This is a genomic window from Vibrio sp. PBL-C16, assembly GCF_034321865.1.
In the GTDB taxonomy this organism is placed as follows: domain Bacteria; phylum Pseudomonadota; class Gammaproteobacteria; order Enterobacterales; family Vibrionaceae; genus Vibrio; species Vibrio alginolyticus.
The window spans coordinates 1,182,394-1,199,929 of sequence record NZ_JAXLNY010000002.1 but is presented as its reverse complement, the minus strand read 5'-3'; the positions used below and the strand labels follow the sequence as shown (position 1 = coordinate 1,199,929).

General features: G+C 40.0%; 22 protein-coding genes. 7 read left to right on the top strand and 15 right to left on the bottom strand.

Features of this window, described 5'->3' with window-relative positions; translation table 11 throughout:
- Positions 1-86: 86 nt before the first annotated feature.
- A complete protein-coding gene (locus tag UQW94_RS13785) occupies positions 87-1,238 on the bottom strand; it encodes a hypothetical protein (RefSeq protein ID WP_213964663.1) in 1,152 nt (383 codons plus the stop codon).
- Between the two features lie 216 nt (positions 1,239-1,454).
- Between UQW94_RS13785 and UQW94_RS13780 the strand changes: the two genes are divergently transcribed.
- Together UQW94_RS13780 and UQW94_RS13775 are read left to right on the top strand one after the other, a co-directional pair.
- Positions 1,455-1,739, top strand: a complete 285-nt coding sequence (locus tag UQW94_RS13780) for a type II toxin-antitoxin system RelB/DinJ family antitoxin (RefSeq protein ID WP_038141525.1) — start codon at positions 1,455-1,457, stop codon at positions 1,737-1,739.
- Complete coding sequence (locus tag UQW94_RS13775; protein WP_322142287.1) at positions 1,736-2,014, top strand: type II toxin-antitoxin system RelE/ParE family toxin; 279 nt, start codon at positions 1,736-1,738, stop codon at positions 2,012-2,014. Before UQW94_RS13780 ends, UQW94_RS13775 begins: the two co-directional genes overlap by 4 nt.
- A 647-nt stretch (positions 2,015-2,661) precedes the next feature.
- Here UQW94_RS13775 and UQW94_RS13770 read toward each other — a convergent pair.
- Positions 2,662-2,964, bottom strand: coding sequence for a hypothetical protein (locus UQW94_RS13770; RefSeq protein ID WP_213906815.1), 303 nt, complete (start codon positions 2,962-2,964; stop codon positions 2,662-2,664).
- Between the two features lie 48 nt (positions 2,965-3,012).
- Positions 3,013-3,156: a hypothetical protein gene (locus UQW94_RS13765; protein WP_274887024.1), complete on the bottom strand. Its 144-nt coding sequence runs from the start codon at positions 3,154-3,156 to the stop codon at positions 3,013-3,015.
- 558 nt (positions 3,157-3,714) lie between these two features.
- Here UQW94_RS13765 and UQW94_RS13760 point away from each other — a divergent pair.
- Together UQW94_RS13760 and UQW94_RS13755 are read left to right on the top strand one after the other, a co-directional pair.
- Positions 3,715-3,999: a type II toxin-antitoxin system RelB/DinJ family antitoxin gene (locus tag UQW94_RS13760; protein ID WP_005398409.1), complete on the top strand. Its 285-nt coding sequence runs from the start codon at positions 3,715-3,717 to the stop codon at positions 3,997-3,999.
- A complete protein-coding gene (locus UQW94_RS13755; protein ID WP_122067420.1) occupies positions 3,996-4,274 on the top strand; it encodes a type II toxin-antitoxin system RelE/ParE family toxin in 279 nt (92 codons plus the stop codon). Before UQW94_RS13760 ends, UQW94_RS13755 begins: the two co-directional genes overlap by 4 nt.
- A gap of 149 nt (positions 4,275-4,423) precedes the next feature.
- Here UQW94_RS13755 and UQW94_RS13750 read toward each other — a convergent pair whose 3' ends face one another.
- The 10 genes from UQW94_RS13750 to UQW94_RS13700 all read right to left on the bottom strand — a co-directional run bounded on the left by UQW94_RS13750 (position 4,424) and on the right by UQW94_RS13700 (position 12,176).
- Positions 4,424-4,900, bottom strand: a complete 477-nt coding sequence (locus tag UQW94_RS13750; protein WP_053807561.1) for a GNAT family N-acetyltransferase — start codon at positions 4,898-4,900, stop codon at positions 4,424-4,426.
- Between the two features lie 134 nt (positions 4,901-5,034).
- On the bottom strand, positions 5,035-5,358 hold the full coding sequence (locus UQW94_RS13745) for a DUF6572 domain-containing protein (RefSeq protein WP_010644637.1): 324 nt from the start codon (positions 5,356-5,358) through the stop codon (positions 5,035-5,037).
- 136 nt (positions 5,359-5,494) lie between these two features.
- On the bottom strand, positions 5,495-6,091 hold the full coding sequence (locus UQW94_RS13740; RefSeq protein ID WP_069546263.1) for a hypothetical protein: 597 nt from the start codon (positions 6,089-6,091) through the stop codon (positions 5,495-5,497).
- 134 nt (positions 6,092-6,225) lie between these two features.
- Positions 6,226-6,567 carry an SH3 domain-containing protein gene (locus UQW94_RS13735; RefSeq protein WP_017635398.1) on the bottom strand — a complete coding sequence of 114 codons (342 nt, stop codon included), beginning with the start codon at positions 6,565-6,567 and terminating at the stop codon, positions 6,226-6,228.
- Positions 6,568-7,189: 622 nt separating this feature from the next.
- Entirely contained in the window at positions 7,190-7,759 is a 570-nt protein-coding gene (locus UQW94_RS13730; RefSeq protein WP_020838881.1) for a hypothetical protein, read from the bottom strand.
- A gap of 139 nt (positions 7,760-7,898) precedes the next feature.
- Entirely contained in the window at positions 7,899-8,615 is a 717-nt protein-coding gene (locus UQW94_RS13725; protein WP_031848070.1) for a riboflavin synthase, read from the bottom strand.
- Positions 8,616-8,769: 154 nt separating this feature from the next.
- The gene (locus UQW94_RS13720) at positions 8,770-9,093 is read right to left on the bottom strand and encodes a DUF6572 domain-containing protein (protein ID WP_010644637.1); all 324 of its coding nucleotides are present in this window, start codon (positions 9,091-9,093) and stop codon (positions 8,770-8,772) included.
- Between the two features lie 686 nt (positions 9,094-9,779).
- Entirely contained in the window at positions 9,780-10,700 is a 921-nt protein-coding gene (locus UQW94_RS13710; RefSeq protein ID WP_176314205.1) for a trypsin-like peptidase domain-containing protein, read from the bottom strand.
- Between the two features lie 730 nt (positions 10,701-11,430).
- On the bottom strand, positions 11,431-11,832 hold the full coding sequence (locus UQW94_RS13705; protein ID WP_162093827.1) for a hypothetical protein: 402 nt from the start codon (positions 11,830-11,832) through the stop codon (positions 11,431-11,433).
- A gap of 8 nt (positions 11,833-11,840) precedes the next feature.
- Positions 11,841-12,176 carry a hypothetical protein gene (locus tag UQW94_RS13700; protein ID WP_162093828.1) on the bottom strand — a complete coding sequence of 112 codons (336 nt, stop codon included), beginning with the start codon at positions 12,174-12,176 and terminating at the stop codon, positions 11,841-11,843.
- 246 nt (positions 12,177-12,422) lie between these two features.
- Between UQW94_RS13700 and UQW94_RS13695 the strand changes: the two genes are divergently transcribed.
- Both UQW94_RS13695 and UQW94_RS13690 read left to right on the top strand, forming a co-directional pair.
- Positions 12,423-12,803 (top strand): hypothetical protein, encoded by a 381-nt coding sequence (locus UQW94_RS13695; RefSeq protein ID WP_203505325.1) that lies wholly within the window; start codon positions 12,423-12,425, stop codon positions 12,801-12,803.
- 272 nt (positions 12,804-13,075) lie between these two features.
- On the top strand, positions 13,076-13,816 hold the full coding sequence (locus tag UQW94_RS13690; RefSeq protein ID WP_047706519.1) for a toll/interleukin-1 receptor domain-containing protein: 741 nt from the start codon (positions 13,076-13,078) through the stop codon (positions 13,814-13,816).
- 181 nt (positions 13,817-13,997) lie between these two features.
- Here the strand turns inward: UQW94_RS13690 and UQW94_RS13685 are convergent, their stop codons facing one another.
- Positions 13,998-15,782, bottom strand: coding sequence for an NACHT domain-containing protein (locus tag UQW94_RS13685; protein ID WP_258626211.1), 1,785 nt, complete (start codon positions 15,780-15,782; stop codon positions 13,998-14,000).
- A 262-nt stretch (positions 15,783-16,044) separates the two neighbouring features.
- Between UQW94_RS13685 and UQW94_RS13680 the strand changes: the two genes are divergently transcribed.
- Positions 16,045-17,007, top strand: a complete 963-nt coding sequence (locus tag UQW94_RS13680; protein WP_017636093.1) for an integron integrase — start codon at positions 16,045-16,047, stop codon at positions 17,005-17,007.
- Between the two features lie 43 nt (positions 17,008-17,050).
- Here UQW94_RS13680 and UQW94_RS13675 read toward each other — a convergent pair whose 3' ends face one another.
- On the bottom strand, positions 17,051-17,524 hold the full coding sequence (locus UQW94_RS13675; RefSeq protein ID WP_017636094.1) for a DUF2947 domain-containing protein: 474 nt from the start codon (positions 17,522-17,524) through the stop codon (positions 17,051-17,053).
- Positions 17,525-17,536: the final 12 nt, after the last annotated feature.

Here is a 17,536-nt window from a genome sequence, read left to right as displayed (position 1 = left end):
GCCGCATACCACCTTAAACACTTAACGCAACGCATAGTAAAAATGCCACGCGTTGCGAATCACTCTTAAACAGTTTGTTAGGCGAATTATTGCTCGTCGTTTGTGTACACTTGCCTAGAAACCAAACACCCATCATGATGGATTTGGATTGAATGATTAGCCTTTGTATCGTAGCTGTTTTGGGTTATTTGCATGGTATTAAGCAACTTTCTATCGAGTGGAACTTCCGCAAAAGGGTTGTAGTAGACATGGAGACCATCTACATGACTTTCTCGCCACTCTGATGTGTGGCAAAAATGCATATCAGAGCCTCCAACTATATCCCCAATAGGGTAACGAAGAGATATTATGTCATGGGTGGCACTAATCCGTTTTTCAGACTTACCTAGTGTATTCTTCCTTTTGTTAGCCCGAAACTGCTTGAGAGAAAACTGTCTATACTTTGTAGCTCGAATCATAGCGTCAATTTTACTTTCGACAATAGCCTTTCCAAACATGCCTGTCGTTGAAAAAATGACCGCACTTATTTCTTTATAAGAATCATTAGTAAAGATGCCCAAGTCCAATTTGGTACCATTCTTTTTCTCAACATATTGCACTTTATCTTGAACAATCTCTCCAAAATGGTTTTGTCTTGGCGGGTTAATACCAAACAACACTCGATTAATCGCCATATTATTTTGTGTGAATGACAAATGATTATCGAATGGAGCTACTGCGATAACAAAAGGTTTGTTTTTAACATGTTCAAGAGATGAATAAGGATGTTCTTTAGCGTCTTCACCAGTGAATAGTTTCTTTTTATCTCGAATTACACCAAGTAGCTTAATAGTTGCTTCATCTAAAAACTCGCCCATTTCTTGTTGACTCGATTCGCTCACTATGTCCCTTTCGTAATACGCTTTGTCTCTATTTTGGGCATTGTTAGTCGTGACCGCTTCTACATTGATTACTTGACCATTTTTAGAAGTTAAGCAAAAGTCTGGTGACTCTTTAGAGTAATCTATTTCAAAGCCAAGATCTTTGAACGCTTTGTTTAAATACAACTCCCATAAGGAGGAGTTAAAGCTGAGTTGAAACTCGTCAATGAACTTTATCATTTCACCTTTTCGGTGTTCCATCCCCTTAGCCCACTCTGCGATTACTTCTCGTACCGGAGCATACTTTGATTCTTTGATTAGTCTGACAAAGTACGGATGGAGTGCTTTTTCTTTGAATCTTGGTGTAAATAAATCCACACAATTTACCTTTATAATGAATACTATTTTATTCGCCTAACGCCCTGTTAAGGTGTGAGCAACGCAATACCGATGCCGCCGCATACCACCTTAACCACCAAACACAACGCATGGTAAAAATGCCACGCGTTGTGAATCACTCTTAAACAGTTTGTTAGTTGCCCATCTCAAAGCCTAGTGCTAACATTTGTACACACACCAACAAAGGAATACGTCATGGACACTAGAATTCAATTTCGTGTTGATGAAGAAACAAAACGCCTAGCTCAACAAATGGCTGAAAGCCAAGGTCGAACTCTAAGTGATGCTTGCCGTGAACTTACAGAGCAACTCGCTGAACAACAAAGAAAAACATTATCTCACGATGCATGGCTAACTGAACAAGTAAACCTAGCATTTGAGAAGTTTGACTCAGGAAAATCCGTTTTCGTTGAGCACCAAACAGCTAAGTCTCGAATGGAAGAGCGCAAAGCCAGAATCCGTAATCGAGGTACGCAATGATTTTATGGGAAGAAGAGTCACTTAATGATCGTGAGAAGATCTTCGAGTTTCTCTATGACTTCAACCCTGATGCGGCAGAAAAAACTGACAACCTAATTGAAGCAAAAGTAGAAAACTGGCTTGAACAACCTTTAATGGGTGTACAACGAGATGGCATTCGCGGACGATTGCTCATTATTCCTGAGATTTCGATGATTGTCTCTTACTGGGTCGAGGGCGATATCATCCGAGTTATGCGTGTACTCCACCAGAAACAAAAATTCCCTACGGATTGATTGCTGCCTCTGGGGAACTAACGCCGCATTAAGGTGTGAGCGGCGCTTGGCTATACTTGAGCGAAGCGAAACCGCCAAGCGTTGCGAATCACTCTTAAATGCTTTGTTATGCTTGTTCTATCAGTGGACACCTTAAAATTCCAACGCTGCATACAGTTAGATTATGCCTAAAGAGATCTTATTTACGATGTTCTTTGCCACGTGAATGTTCGGCATACTTTTTGGAAATTAGTTGATGTATATGAAGTCCTGTTTTACGAACAAGATACCAATCTATCGCAGCTAAAATGACCAATCCTATGATAGTTCCCATCTAAACCCCTCCTTACACACCGGATCATAACTCTATCAAACCACTGAAAAGTTAGATAAGACAGAAGGCAATTTTTTGGGGGCAGCGATGGTTTTCAAAGAAGTTAGAGTCAAATAAGGGATAGAAACCTCATTTCTGATAAAGATGCTAGGACAGATACAAAGTGGTATTTGTTAAATACGTAAAGTGCTCATACTTATAAGTTTGAGAAAGAGCATAACGCCCTGTTAAGGTGTGAGCAACGCAATACCAAAGCCGCCGCACACCACCTTAAACACGAAAACCAACGCATGGTGAAAATGCCACGCGTTGCGAATCACTCTTGAACAGATTGTTATGCTGTAGGTTCGAGTTGATCTTGCTCCTGAGTTTCATCACTAGAAACATCCTGGATCTCAACCCCAAAATACTCAGTTAACTCTCTCTGAATACGATGATATTCGTTAACTGAAACTTCTATCAAGCAGCCGTTGAACTCACGTGTATAGTAATAAGAGTTGTCTTTATCATCTTTAGAAATAACCAAATGGTCATTATTCGTAAGAGCCAAATGGAACTCATTTTCAAATGTAGTTACCTGAACAATATTGTGTTTAGAAATAGTAAATTGTTCGTTTAATTTCAAACCAACTTTCATTATTTATCCTCATTATTGAATACTTTCAATTTGCAGCATAACGCCTTGTTAAGGGGTGAGCAACGCAATACCAAAGCCGCCGTATACCACCTTAATCACCAAAACCAACGCATAGTAAAAATGCCACGCGTTGCGAATCCCTCTTAAACAATTTGTTAGCTTGATATTAACCGGCTCTTTGATACCTTCCATACAGCCACAAACCTAGCAACACTAAACTAGGTAAATACCAAGACATCGAAGGGTCATTGTACTTATTGATCAAAAGGTATACAAAATTAATAAACAAGGTTAATTCACATGCTACGTAACTAACAAATAATGTTTTTAGCCATTCTAAAAGCTTCTCAGTATTTGATTTAAACCATACTTGTTCGTCCAATATAAAGGTCAAAGACACAAAAAACGCAACAAACACGCAAATAATTCGAAGCGGATCTACTTCAAAAAGGTCTATTGATACATTCAAAAGAAAATTACTTAGAAGAAGTGGCATCCCGTCCTCTTTGCAAAAGGGCTTATGTTAAGTTCACCGGTTGTGGTTTTCATAGCTGGAAATTTCGATAGCAAGCTAACGCCCAATTAAGGTGTGAGGCACGCAATACGATGCTCCCGCATACCACCTTAATCACTTAAACCAACGCATAGTAAAAATGCCACGCGTGCCGAATCACTCTTAAATTGTTTGTTAGTTGCCCATCTCAAAGCCTAGTGCTAACATTTGTACATACACCAACAAAGGAATAAATCATGGACACTAGAATTCAATTTCGTGTTGATGAAGAAACAAAACGCCTAGCTCAACAAATGGCTGAGAGCCAAGGTCGCACTCTAAGTGACGCATGCCGTGAACTTACTGAGCAACTCGCTGAACAACAAAGAAAAACATTGTCTCACGATGCATGGTTAACTGAACAAGTAAACCTAGCATTTGAGAAGTTTGACTCAGGAAAATCCGTTTTCGTTGAGCACCAAACTGCTAAATCTCGAATGGAAGAGCGCAAAGCCAGAATCCGTAATCGAGGTAAGCAATGATTTTATGGGAAGAAGAGTCACTTAATGATCGTGAAAAGATCTTCGAGTTTCTCTATGGCTTCAACCCTGATGCGGCAGAAAAAACTGACAACCTCATTGAAGCAAAAGTAGAAAACTTGCTTGAACAACCTTTAATGGGTGTACAACGAGATGGCATCCGCGGACGATTACTCATTATTCCTGAGATTTCGATGATTGTCTCTTACTGGGTCGAGGGCAATATTATCCGAGTTATGCGTGTACTCCACCAGAAACAAAAATTCCCTACGGATTGATTGCTTCCTTTGGGGGGACTAACGCCGCGTTAAGTAGTGAGCAACACTACCACTGAACCTAAATTATTGCGCCGTAAACACTAAAGCTGAATAAAACCCAAAATGCCACGCGTTGCGAATCTGCCTTAAACGCTTTGTTATACGATTTCTCACAACGAGCGCTCAAACTGACCATTTTGAGCTTTGAAACCTAATTTTTCAAACAGAGCTTTAGACCGAAAGTTACCTTCATCAATGTCTGCATACAATTTTTCAATGCCCACAGATTTTGCATGAGAAAATAATAAACTGAGAGCTTCAAACATATAACCTTGTCGCCAATATGATGAATTAAGTAAGCATCCAACCTCGCACGAATGACCGCAATCACTAAAACTATGTAAACCGCAAGTTCCGATAACTTTGTTGGTTGATTGTTCTAAGACTGCCCATTCCAACGATTCACCCGACTTTTCTAATTGGACGACGCTTTCTAGCATCTGAAATATCGTATCTTTCGATGGAAAAAACGGATCTGAGGCAAATTCCATTGTTTGAATATCTCCATAAATTTCAAACAAGTCATCAGAATCATCCATTTGAATTGACCTTAAAACAACCCTACTTCCGTGTAAATCAGGCTTCATTTTTCTCCTTAATCGTATAACGCCCTGTTAAGGTGTGAGCAACGCAATACTGAAGCTCCCGCATACCACCTTAAACACCAAACACAACGCATAGTAAAAATGCCACGCGTTGCGAATCACTCTTAAACAGATTGTTAGTTGTAATCCCTCACGTCGTGCGTAAGGCTAAAGCCCGCTTCACGTACTAATTTTGATGCCAATAAAATGAATTCTTTAGCTTCATTGTTAGGTTGGTATTTTGAAACGACCTGAATTTCAAATAGCTTGTTCTTTGCCAACGGGTATTGTTCAAACACTTCACCAGACTCAATAAATGACAAGTAAAGGTTTAGCTTTTCTTGGAGCAACAGGAGCTTTTCATTTTGGTCATCCCACCCTAAATGATCGGATATAACTAAAGTTACTTTTTCTTCGTCATGCGCAATGATGTCTACTTTATCTAGTTGCTCAATTGTCACGTCTTCTCCATTACAACTAACGCCGCATTAAGGTGTGAGCAACGCTACCACGAAACTAAACCAGACCACTGTAAACACTGAACTAAACGATAGAATGAAAAATGCCAAGCGTTGGGAATCACTCTTAAATGCTTTGTTATGCTTTGGACAACGCAGGCCAACCAAATCTGCTACGCCACGCCTGTTCTATTGCAACACGTCCTGTTTTTGAATCGCATAAACGCTTGATTTGAAGCTTGTCTTCATTAGATAGGTCATCATCGAGATCTAGGTGTTGCTTCAGGAACATATGAACAGTCCATCGTTCAGCAGAAAGACTATCATAATGCTTGATACCAAGAGCTCCTGTCCTATCATTTGATACGGAAAAATGAGACCTAATTCGGCTTATGACATTTGACTCATGTCCATTATATATAACTTTAGTTTCCAGTTTATTGTGAACAAGTTCCCCACCAAACAACATTTCGTTTTCTGTAAAAACTGCACCAAAATTACATGCATTTAATGGTAATTGTTCTGGTCTTTGTATCGACTCCAGCTCACTTAGGAGGCTACTATCAACTGAAAACCAATACCAACCAGGCCTATCCTTTCCAGTGACCCATTTATCGGGGTAATTATCGTTAAACCATGCGTACAAGAATGTGTTGTCATCCCATGCGTCAGACTCACCAAAATTGATCTCATGGCTATTGTTCCATATATATTCAACCACTTGTTCAAGATTCACTTACTTACCTCCGATGCATAACGCCTTGTTAAGGTGTGAGGCACGAATACCTAAGCTTCCGCATAACACCTCAACCACTGAACCTAACGCATAGTGAAAATGCCACGCGTGCCGAATCACTCTTGAACAATTTGTTATGTACGTTGTACCGAGCGCACTGGTACCCAACCAATTTCACCCGTTGACCTCGAAACTCGATACCACTCATTGAGTTCAAACTGCACTGACAGCTTTTCACCAATGACTGTATTGAGCTCAACATTGTCATAGTCATAACGCAAAACACCTTCTGAGATTCCTTCAATCTTTTCGATATATTGAACTGGAGCCCAACCCTGCAGACCTTCACTGCTGGTTATAAAAATCCAATTGGGAAACTCGTCGTCAATTGCACCGAGAGCCACTTTATCACCTTGTTTCAAATAAAACGGATTGGGATATTCTGAGACGTGTTTTTCCGTAGCGACTACTTCCATATTTTCTCCAAAGTACATAACGCCCTGTTAAGGGGTGAGCAACGCTAACCACCCAACCTAAACATTTGCACCGTAAACACTTTTACCAAATTTAGCATTAAACCGCCAAGCGTTGGGAATCCCTCTTGAACAGTTTGTTAGTTGCCAGACCCAAGGCTTTGATTTGAAGTTTATGAGCACTTTGCCAACACGACCTTTACGTATTTTGTAAAACTCAAATCAGGCGCAGTTTCAAAGCGCCTGTCACTGAAACCACTTGGAACAGACAACGCCGTAGAAAACGGGAGAACAACACCAAAAAGCTCCTTTGGACAGACAATGTTACACAGCTAACTTTCAACATATAAATCGGTTTCTGAAATAGAAAATCCAACCACAAAAGAAACCAACGATTGATTTTCACAAACCCAAACAACTAGAAGTTGAAATACGAAAACCGAGCCAAAAAGCACTGGACCTTAGCCCTAAACATTTTGTTTTAGCTCCGTTTTTCTCGTTGGCAACTAACGCCCTGCTAAGGGGTGAGCAAACGCAATACCGAAGCCGCTGCAAACCACCTTAATCACTAAATTCAACGCATAGTAAAAATGCTACGCGTTGCGAATCCCTCTTGAGCAGTTTGTTAGGTTTTTTCCATCATTTTTATAACTTGATTTTGAATCGTATTAGCGAGGGGACTTAACTGTTGCTGAAATTCTTGCACAGCTTTTGCCCAAGAGGGGGATTGGCTATTAAATTGATCGGAGTTAACTAAATTTTCAATGTGATTCACCGTAGCCATTAAGTTACCAAGCATTTCCTGAAAGCCTTCAATCTCCCTAAATGCAAAAGAGTACTGCATATTTAGTTTTGAAAGGTCTTCAAAAGCCATGGACATTCTTTTTGCTATTTTTTGCTTAGAACCAAAGTCTGTTCTTGTTCTAGGCACTACACATTTTTCAGCCCAAAACGTTAGTTCTCCGATTAATTCGCCTGCTTTTTCTAAATGGACTGCCTTCCGTGTGTATATATGGTTTGAAGCATGAGCTTCTTTAGAGTAAGCATGATTTATAGCAGATAACGCTTCAGAGTGATTTCTGTTCATTTCTTGCTCTGTTGAGTTTTGCTTACGATTTAGTCGGTGAACTGAATATAAAGCTAATATTGCTAGTAATGGTGTTACGACTTTTAGCACATCAAATAATATTTCCATTTATACTTTACCTATTAAAACCTAACGCCCTGTTAAGGGGTGAGCAACACAATACCGAAGTTGCCACATACCACCTTAATCACTTAAACCAACGCATAGTGAAAATGCCACGCGTTGCGAATCCCTCTTAAACAGTTTGTTAGTTCTTTGGCTCACCAAGCGATTTTGGTTTGTAACCCAACGCATCCAAGTCGATACCTTGCTCTAACAACATTCTTTCAAACAGTGGTAATAACGGACCCAAATTTTCGTTTAATGTATCACGAACTGTGTCCACAACTACTTGTGTACCGCGCTCGATTTCTATGTTGATGAAGTCTCCAACTTCTTTTGATTCAAACACCGTCATTCGACGAGTTTCTGGGATAAGCCAAACTTCAAACCACCCTTCTTGTTTATTTACGTCAGCAACTGTGAGACTTGCTCCGTTAAGTGCTATATAACCTTTAGAAAAGACATACCTTTTCCAAGCATTTGGAAGTGCTAAACGAATGCAGTAATTGTCCTCTATTTGTTTTACGTCGACGATCGCAACATTGAAGTCAACATGACCTGAGAGAGGGTGGCCGCCAATTTCTGCTCCATCCTTCGCAGCCCTCTCGGCATTAACTAGTTGGGTAGCATGATATTTGCTTAAAGTCGTAATTAAGAGGCTTTGCAGCATAACGTCAAACTTAACGCGAACATTTGATAGTATTTCAGTAACCGTTAAACACACACCATCGATTGCAATACTGGCCCCAACTTCTAAGTTGACACAAAAACCATCAGGAAAATCGATAACAAAGGTCCTAATTCCTTTTTGATCGGTTACATCAACTATTTTGGCTACAGCCTGAACTATTCCTGTAAACATATTTTCCCTTTTATTACTGATGTTTAATCCTAAGAACTAACGCCCTGTTAAGGTGTGAGCAACGCAATACTGAAGCTCCCGCATACCACCTTAAACACCAAACACAACGCATAGTAAAAATGCCACGCGTTGCGAATCACTCTTAAACAGATTGTTAGTTGTAATCCCTCACGTCGTGCGTAAGGCTAAAGCCCGCTTCACGTACTAATTTTGATGCCAATAAAATGAATTCTTTAGCTTCATTGTTAGGTTGGTATTTTGAAACGACCTGAATTTCAAATAGCTTGTTCTTTGCCAACGGGTATTGTTCAAACACTTCACCAGACTCAATAAATGACAAGTAAAGGTTTAGCTTTTCTTGGAGCAACAGGAGCTTTTCATTTTGGTCATCCCACCCTAAATGATCGGATATAACTAAAGTTACTTTTTCTTCGTCATGCGCAATGATGTCTACTTTATCTAGTTGCTCAATTGTCACGTCTTCTCCATTACAACTAACGCCGCGTTAAGTGGTGAGCAACGCAAACCACCACACTTAAACCACTGTGCCGTAAACACTAAATTCAACTTGAACTGAAATCGCCAAGCGTTGTGAATCCGCCTTAAACGCCTTGTTAGGCGAAGTTTTCCACCAGAGTTTAAGTTGTTTTGAAAGCAGATTACCCGAAACCGAATAAGCAACCAAACACCCACTGACTTTTTGTGATTCAAGAACCACAAAAGTCACTATGTTACAGCCTCACTTTTAACAACCACGAAATGCGACCTTTCAGCGACAAAGTAGCTTTTAAACCTGATAAACCTAAAGCTACGAAATAACAGCAAAAGCCAGAGCCTCGATTAACTTGCCTTTGCCACACTTTGAGCCAGTAAAACTCGCCACCAACCAGCACTAAAAACCAATGAGGCAACCCACGAACCTTGGCATGTTTTACGGCCAGAGAGATTCAAGAATTTGAGCCGACAATGCTAAATTGCCGACTTAGAAAAACGAATGCTCAAAGAGAACTAAGAAGATGAGAGCAAAGAACTTTCCAGCCCGTCGCCTAACGCCCTGTTAAGGTGTGAGCAACGCAATACCGATGTTGCCGCAGACCACCTTAAACACTAAACGCAACGCATAGCAAAAATGCCACGCGTTGCGAATCACTCTTAAACAGATTGTTATATGAGTTTCCCACAGCAGTTTTTGTATTTATTTCCACTGCCACAATTACAGAGGCTATTCCGTGATAATGGTGGCTCGTTACGCAACCTGTCTTCAATAACTTGTTCAAAAGCTAAAAGTTCAGACGAGTGGATAACTAATCCAAGATTATTGGGAATACTCCCCACTGAAATTGACTTAGAGTCTGTTGGAACTTCTATGACAACCACATCACCTGTAGTTGTATGTTGAGGACCTGCGTATAGAGTCCCCAATAATGCAATTCGAGTTCCAGCAACCAAAGCGCCTGTATGATCTACAAAACTACCAATATTTGCCAAGAATACAGGGGATCCTGATGAGCCTGGAAAACAAGCTGCGTCAATTAAAAACTCAGGCTTACCATTTAGGGGCAGTTTAGGGTGCGTTGCTGTAATACCCCTGCGAATGATCGGTAAATTATGCTTGGCATCCCATATCCCATTGGGATAACCGATCATAACGATTTCCTCCATTGAGGGAAGCGAGTTTAATAATTGTTCATCAGCGAGAACTCCTTTGCCAAGAGGGATATAATAAAACCTCTTACCCTCGAGCTCAGCTTTGTTGAGAATCGGGCCAATAGGAATAATCGCTAAATCTACGTTAGGGTTTGGATGAGGAATCCAATATTGAGAAAGGTTATCTAACGTAATTACCTCATGAGAGCCAAGTACTGGTCTATCGTCCTCACCTTTTAAGGTTAGATTAAAGCTACCAGTTTGGGCCCCCACCACAACATGCTTATTAGTTACGATACAAGGGATACTTTGTTCTTCTTTTTCACAGAAGAAAAAGACATAACCACTTCCTGATGAACTGTTACCTTTACCGTCATCACAATTAATACGTACAGTACTATGGATAAGCTGCTCAATAGGATTTACATATTCACTCATAAATTATCTCAAAATTTGTTCTGTTGAAGAATAAACTCATATAACGCCTTGCTAAGGTGTGAGTAACGCAACACAAAAGCTACCGCACAGCGCCTTAATCACCATAAGCCACCGCAAAGTAAAAATGCCACGCGTTACGAATCACTCTTAAGCAATTTGTTAGTACATGCGCTACTTCTATTTATGCGCTCCAAGATATTGAAATCTGGCATAATATGAAAGACTTTGAACGCTGAAGTGAGACGGGCAGCTACAAAACTTAATTCCAATTGAAAGACGAAAGTTGGCTAGAAGAAAAACGCACTGAACTCCCCTACTTTTAATGGTTTCAAATTAGAAAAGGATTCGATCCTCGCACTTTGATGGCAACACCCAACGAACGACAAGATTAACTCAGGAAGTACAACGAAAACGAAGAAGCGCCAAAGAAATAGGCTAAGAGTTAGAGACCGTAAACGGTGAAATCAAAGCAAACACTCCGCATATAGTGCCACCGGAAAGAACGTGAAAGGTAAAAACTGAAAGGTGTAAAGACGAGCGCGAAAACAGATAAACACCAAAACTTATGACCTTTGATGTCAAACCCGTACTAACGCCCTGTTAAGGTGTGAGCAACGCAATACCGAAGCTCCCGCATACCACCTTAAACACTAAACGCAACGCATAGCGAAAATGCCACGCGTTGCGAATCACTCTTAAACAGATTGTTATGTGTTTGAATTCAAGCTATTTATATCAAATGGGTTACGTCCACTAACAAGAAATAGTAGCCAATGGAAACAAAAACAATTTTCAAGAAAAAGAAGAAGTTTGTTGGATAGTTCATCCAAAATGGAGCTTCAAAATCAGCCTCTTCTATTGAAGCACCGTCATCTCCATATTTGTCCTGCAGTGCGTTTTCTTTTACATAGTCAAAAATCAACCAACTAGTGTAACCCCACACATATTGCACAAACTCGAAACACAAACAAATTAAGAAGAACCAGATAGGTAAAAAGTTGAGAACTTCTTCCTTATCTTTATCAGCCAACAACCAAACAATAGCGATACCTGCTAATGCGAGTCTCCTAGCGGCTTCACTGGTTGCTTTGCTATAGTCTTGGCACTCTTGCCTAACAAAGTCTAAGTTCATTGTTTTTCCTATTCCCTACCTTTCGGACCACCGCTTCGAGTTCCACGAGTAGCCCTTATGACCTTACCTTTGGCAATATCATTTTCAGCAATCCTGCAGTGAACTTTACGAGAAACAATGCCCCTGCCTCTTTTGGCTTTGGTTGTAACTCCGACTCCTACAACACATGTGTCCCCGTGAACATCCTTTATTGTTACTGTCGGAATACCTTTCTGAACACCATACGCTACAATTTTAAAGTCATAGTTTAAGCGCAAGTTACGTGCTATTTTTGCCTTTCCCCTATCGGTAATTTCACCAATTTCTATCGAGTAGTGGACTCGCTGCTTACTTCTTGTTGTCATAATTCCCTCTTTTTTCCAACTGATACAGTACGTTACACATAACGCCCTGTTAAGGTGTGAGCAACGCAATACCGAAGCCGCCGTATACCACCTTAAACACTAAAACCAACGCATAGTAAAAATGCCACGCGTTGCGAATCACTCTTAAACAGATTGTTAGGCATCAAAGTTGTGCATAATAACTTGCTGTTATAATCTACTGCTTGTATATACTTATCTAAACCGAAACTCACAGAGCAATAACCAATGACAATACCACCAAAAGACTCTCAAGTTGTGGCTACAACGCCACCCCCACCAACTGAAACACCTGACCTGAATCTGTTAAATCAGCAAGCAAATCAAGTTGAAGCAAAGATGAAGGCTGAAGGGATTGAAGAAATCAAATACATAAATGGTCCACATGCGACTCACGACCCAAAAACCAATAAAACCGTTGTATCAGGCGGAAATGCTATTGTCCATAAAACAGAGAATACAACAACAATCCAAATAATAAACCCTGGCGTTGATCCTAAGAAAGCTCTACCCGAAATGCACAATGCAGGCAACACTCAAAAACAAATAGGTGCAGCTACTGACTCTTCTCAACAGCAAGTTTCTGTCGATCTTAATACAAGTAAGTAACATCAATAACCCACTGGATAGGATGTGCCCCAGTGGGTTGCCTAACGCCCTGTTAAGGTGTGAGCAACGCAATACCGAAGCTCCCGCATGCCATCTTAAACACAAAACGCAACGCATAATTAAAATGCCACGCGTTGCGAATCACTCTTAAACAGTTTGTTATATGCTTTGTGAGCTAAGACTCAAAAAACTTGTAAGTTACCGAATAAGCTCTTGAATATTTGACCACTAGCCACCAAATCATAACCATATCATTTTGAAGGTTTTTTTGTATGACGAAGCAAGCACCTAAAGTTTTTATTTCATATTCCCACGATACACCTGAGCACAAAAGATGGGTTCTAGACCTTGCAACCAGACTTGTTAATGCTGGTGTTGATGCGAACATCGATGCTTGGAGTTTAGAACCAGGTGATGATCTTCCTCATTTCATGGAAACGCAACTCTCCCAATCAGATCGCGTGATAATGGTTTGTACAGAAAACTACGTAAACAAAGCCAATAAAGGGGCTGGCGGTGTAGGGTATGAAAAAATGATCGTCACATCAGCTTTGATGCGAAACATAGATGATAACAAGGTAATTCCTATAATTAGACAGGAAGGCTCAAACCTTACTCCGACATTTTTGACATCTAAATTGTATTTGGACTTTTCCAACGATGATGAATTCGAGGCTGTTATAGATGATTTGGTACGTGCAATTCACGGGGAGCCACTCTTCAAAAAACCTGAGTTAGGAAACAACCCTTTTAAGCCTGCATCTCAAACGCCGACAGTTAAGAACCACGACATCTCCTCAGATATTTTGAAGACCATTATCGCTATTTACGAAGGCGGTCGAGATGCCATAGAGGATAAACTGGTTTACAACCACCTAAATTTATCCCGCATAGTTTTTGAAATACACGCAAAACAACTTCATGAACAAGGCTTTGTAAACTATTCCCAAGGGTGGGTATTTGTGACAGACAAAGCTAAGATACATGCTGTCCAGCAAGGGTGGATTAAATAGCAATCAAAGAAAGATAGCAGCCCCGATTTGGTTGGAGCTGCTCCGGCATATAACGCCGCGTTAAGTGGTGAGCAACGCAGACCACCACAACTAAACCATTGTGCCGTAAACACTAAAGTTGAATCAAATCAAAAATGCCAAGCGTTGGGAATCCGTCTTAAACGCTTTGTTAGGCGGCAACTTAGAAAGGCAAGATTTCATCCGTATAGATATCGACTAAGTCAAGTTCTCTTTCAAGTTCGATAACTTCCCGTTTAAATATGCTGTTATTAAATTCTCTAGAAATAAATGAGCTCAGTTTTATTTGATGACTCGCATGTTTAATCAAGTAGTCTATGGGTAGCAAAAAATCACCATCATCTGTGCGGCAGTTATCATAATCATAGGTATCTGAAAATGAGATCACATCACAAATTTCGCTACGGATAGAAGTGAGATATTTTTCCATTTTGGACTTTGCAAAATCTGAGTATGATTTATAAAGCACAGACGCAGCAGTATCTCCCCAGTAAAAGCTCTTTACAACTCCGTCTTCTGTCACTAAAAATCGACTATCTTCACCGAGTAATTGCATTACTTGAGCGTAAGTCATTTTAACAGTATTTTTCTCTGTCAACCTTAATAGCTTTTTCTTAAAAGGTATTAAAAAGTACTTTAAATAGTTTCTGTGATCGACTGTTTCTAAAAATGCTAGAGAGTTCTGCCACTTTGTAAACTCATATTGTTTATTAACAATCATGTCGTAAAAAGCGGATTTTTTCTCTTCAGGTAATCGATTGATGAAAACAGCCGCAAAGTACTCTTGAATACTTTTATGCGTATATGAATAATCATCATACCCATCTTTGACAATAAGGGCGGTAATATCAGATATATCTGTAATTAAAAAATCTTCTAAATTTTCTTCTAGTCTTTCAATTTTTATTACCTTCTCAAGATAAGAACTAAACTCATACGCGCTAAAACGAGTATTGTTATCCTGTAACGATAGAAAGCTCAATGAATCAAACACTTTTTGCATTTGAAAGTCAGTGAGATTTGATTTCCGCTCTCGCTCAAAACCTACTTTCATTCGGTCATGCCTATAAAGCATCGTTGGAAAGATGAGGCTATAAAATTCTGACAAGCTATCTGGTTTAAACTGACGCGAGTTATATGTGATTGCAAACAGTGTCAGAAGTAACGGTGAAACCGTTACTTCTGACAGAAAAGTGCTACTGTCAAGAATATCGTTAATGCTTCTACATTGATGCGGGCACTCATAAATATGCTCGATAAACTCTTTCTGTATTGCTAAAGGCATTGGGTCTATCTTGATCTTAGTAAAATAATAAGACCCTCCCATACCTGCATCTGGTCTTGACGAGATTAACATTTTTAAATCAGGATATGCCCTACCAATGTTCTCAAGTTCTCGCGCTACTTTTCTTCTTGAACAATTAGGGATTTCATCAAAGCCATCAAGAAATAAGACCACCTTTTTCGATTTTGCTACAAAATCGAACATACTTGAGTCGAGACTAACACCAAGCTCATTTATTGCCTCAATTAACTCTATTCTCAAACTTTGTTCGAACTTTAAGTTACGAAATTCTATAAAAATAGGGATCAAGGAGCTGCCTTTGGCTTCATTTAAGCAGAGTTTACGCAAGAATAGAGATTTACCTTGACCCGGACCACCTTCAATAAGTACGTGAGGACGCCTAAATTGAGCAAATAACTCGAAATGGCAACTATCATACGCAACCGTTTTATCGAAATAGATATCATCCAGTTTTTTTATCGAGTCTGGGTTCAAGATAGTTTTTACGAAACCTATCCTTTGAATATTTTCACGAAAAACCTTCAGCCTTTCGATTGCAAACGCTTCAGCTAGCTTATCCTTTAGAGCTCCTGATGCAGCATTTACTATATCTAGAGCAACCCCCTCTAAACCCCCACTAGCTTTTTTTAACAAGTCTTCCATTTATTCTAAAATCTCATTTTCGATTGAGTTTTCCAAATTGACGCCTAACGCTTTCTATACGGCGATTTGCCGTTTTTCTGGCAGGCTACCGCCTTCTTTCTTATCAAAAGCGCTATCAATCGTAGCACTTATATATATGAAACAAATAGAAAAACAGTATGAATATGTGTGGTAGCGCGCGCAATTAGGCGGCGCACAGCACGCTAATTTCAAAAGTGGTGATACATTAAGGGAGCTGTATAAATAAACAGGTTAATTTATCATGAAAAGTCAGTTTTTACTTAGTGTAAAAGAGCACATGCTTACTCGTCATTATGCGAATAAAACTATCGAAAGTTATCTATTTTGGATAAAACGCTTTATCACTTTTCACCAGCTTGCTCACCCATCAACACTAGCAGAAGATGATGTCATTCAATTTCTGAGTTACTTAGCGGTAGAAGAAAAAGTTGCGGTAAAAACGCAAGCTTTGGCGCTGAACTCAATATCATTTTTATATCGTGATTATTTCAAAACCCCACTATCACTTGATATGAGATTTCAGAAATCCTTGACCGAAAAGAAACTTCCCGTTGTGTTAACCAGGGAGGAGATCCGAAGATTCGTTCAGCATATCGACCCGAGGTATAGACTCCATATTCAGCTGCTTTACGGCTCCGGGCTTCGAGTTATGGAATGTTTACGCTTAAGAGTTCAAGATATCGATTATGATTATGGTGCAGTTCGCGTGTGGCAAGGAAAAGGAGGTAAAAATCGTACAGTCACATTAGCCAAAGAACTGCATGAACCACTCAAAGCTCAAGTTAATTTAGCAAGAAACTATTACTTTAAAGATAGGCACATGCCTGGTTATGCGGGCGTATACATCTCTGAAGGTTTACGACGTAAATACCCAAAAGCGGAGCTAGATTTTAACTGGCACTTTTTGTTTCCATCAACAAAGTTAAGCGCAGATCGAGACACTGGTGAATTGAGAAGGCATCATATCAATGAAAGCGCAATACAAAGAGCAGTAAAGCGCGCGGCAAGCGACGCAAGCATTGAGAAAACTGTAACTTGCCACACACTAAGACACAGTTTTGCCACGCACTTATTGGAATCTGGCGCAGACATTAGAACTGTTCAGGAACAATTAGGGCATACTGATGTAAAAACCACGCAAATCTATACTCACGTTATCGAGCGCGGGGCTGGTGGCGTGTTGAGTCCATTATCCAGCCTTTAGAAAAACAAAGCCACCTCGAAAGGTGGCTTTGCTTTATAACTCGTTATTGACGAACACCGAGTTTCACATTGCCTTTTGAATCAAACCAAAGTGCTTGCGAACGGCGACGTCCTATTAGTATCGGACCATCGTCATAAAAGAGAAAGTTCTTCCAGTGCTTTTTAAAAATAGACCATTTCGTTTCGATGACATTGTACTTCTCGTAGCAAAAGTAAACGGTTACATCGTCTTGCCAATCGATATGTGCCTCAGCTTCCGCTGGCATGTCAGGATCATCCGACTCCCACGCAGCCATCCAATCCACAGTTTCAGACCAATTCGCCTCGTTCATTGGCCAGTCTTGGGAACTTAGTCTATCCATATCAGGGCTTTGAGCACTGATATTTTCTTTCCAAAATTGTGCTGAGCGGGCTTGGCTCATCGGCTTAATAAAAGCCAAATCTTCTTCTGGCACAGGCATCGACTGATGCGTAAAAATCCATTTTCTTTGGTATTCGTCCAAAGGCAAATAAGACATTCAGTCTCCTTT

Coding starts and splice junctions, on each gene's coding strand:
- UQW94_RS13780 (WP_038141525.1), top strand. CDS start 1,455: ATGGACACTAGAATTCAATTTCGTGTTGATGAAGAAACAAAACGCCTA.
- UQW94_RS13700 (WP_162093828.1), bottom strand. CDS start 12,176: ATGACAACAAGAAGTAAGCAGCGAGTCCACTACTCGATAGAAATTGGT.
- UQW94_RS13695 (WP_203505325.1), top strand. CDS start 12,423: ATGACAATACCACCAAAAGACTCTCAAGTTGTGGCTACAACGCCACCC.
- UQW94_RS13750 (WP_053807561.1), bottom strand. CDS start 4,900: ATGAAGCCTGATTTACACGGAAGTAGGGTTGTTTTAAGGTCAATTCAA.
- UQW94_RS13680 (WP_017636093.1), top strand. CDS start 16,045: ATGAAAAGTCAGTTTTTACTTAGTGTAAAAGAGCACATGCTTACTCGT.
- UQW94_RS13770 (WP_213906815.1), bottom strand. CDS start 2,964: ATGAAAGTTGGTTTGAAATTAAACGAACAATTTACTATTTCTAAACAC.
- UQW94_RS13675 (WP_017636094.1), bottom strand. CDS start 17,524: ATGTCTTATTTGCCTTTGGACGAATACCAAAGAAAATGGATTTTTACG.
- UQW94_RS13730 (WP_020838881.1), bottom strand. CDS start 7,759: ATGGAAATATTATTTGATGTGCTAAAAGTCGTAACACCATTACTAGCA.
- UQW94_RS13725 (WP_031848070.1), bottom strand. CDS start 8,615: ATGTTTACAGGAATAGTTCAGGCTGTAGCCAAAATAGTTGATGTAACC.
- UQW94_RS13710 (WP_176314205.1), bottom strand. CDS start 10,700: ATGAGTGAATATGTAAATCCTATTGAGCAGCTTATCCATAGTACTGTA.
- UQW94_RS13690 (WP_047706519.1), top strand. CDS start 13,076: ATGACGAAGCAAGCACCTAAAGTTTTTATTTCATATTCCCACGATACA.
- UQW94_RS13705 (WP_162093827.1), bottom strand. CDS start 11,832: ATGAACTTAGACTTTGTTAGGCAAGAGTGCCAAGACTATAGCAAAGCA.
- UQW94_RS13735 (WP_017635398.1), bottom strand. CDS start 6,567: ATGGAAGTAGTCGCTACGGAAAAACACGTCTCAGAATATCCCAATCCG.
- UQW94_RS13685 (WP_258626211.1), bottom strand. CDS start 15,782: ATGGAAGACTTGTTAAAAAAAGCTAGTGGGGGTTTAGAGGGGGTTGCT.
- UQW94_RS13760 (WP_005398409.1), top strand. CDS start 3,715: ATGGACACTAGAATTCAATTTCGTGTTGATGAAGAAACAAAACGCCTA.
- UQW94_RS13755 (WP_122067420.1), top strand. CDS start 3,996: ATGATTTTATGGGAAGAAGAGTCACTTAATGATCGTGAAAAGATCTTC.
- UQW94_RS13765 (WP_274887024.1), bottom strand. CDS start 3,156: ATGGAAGGTATCAAAGAGCCGGTTAATATCAAGCTAACAAATTGTTTA.
- UQW94_RS13775 (WP_322142287.1), top strand. CDS start 1,736: ATGATTTTATGGGAAGAAGAGTCACTTAATGATCGTGAGAAGATCTTC.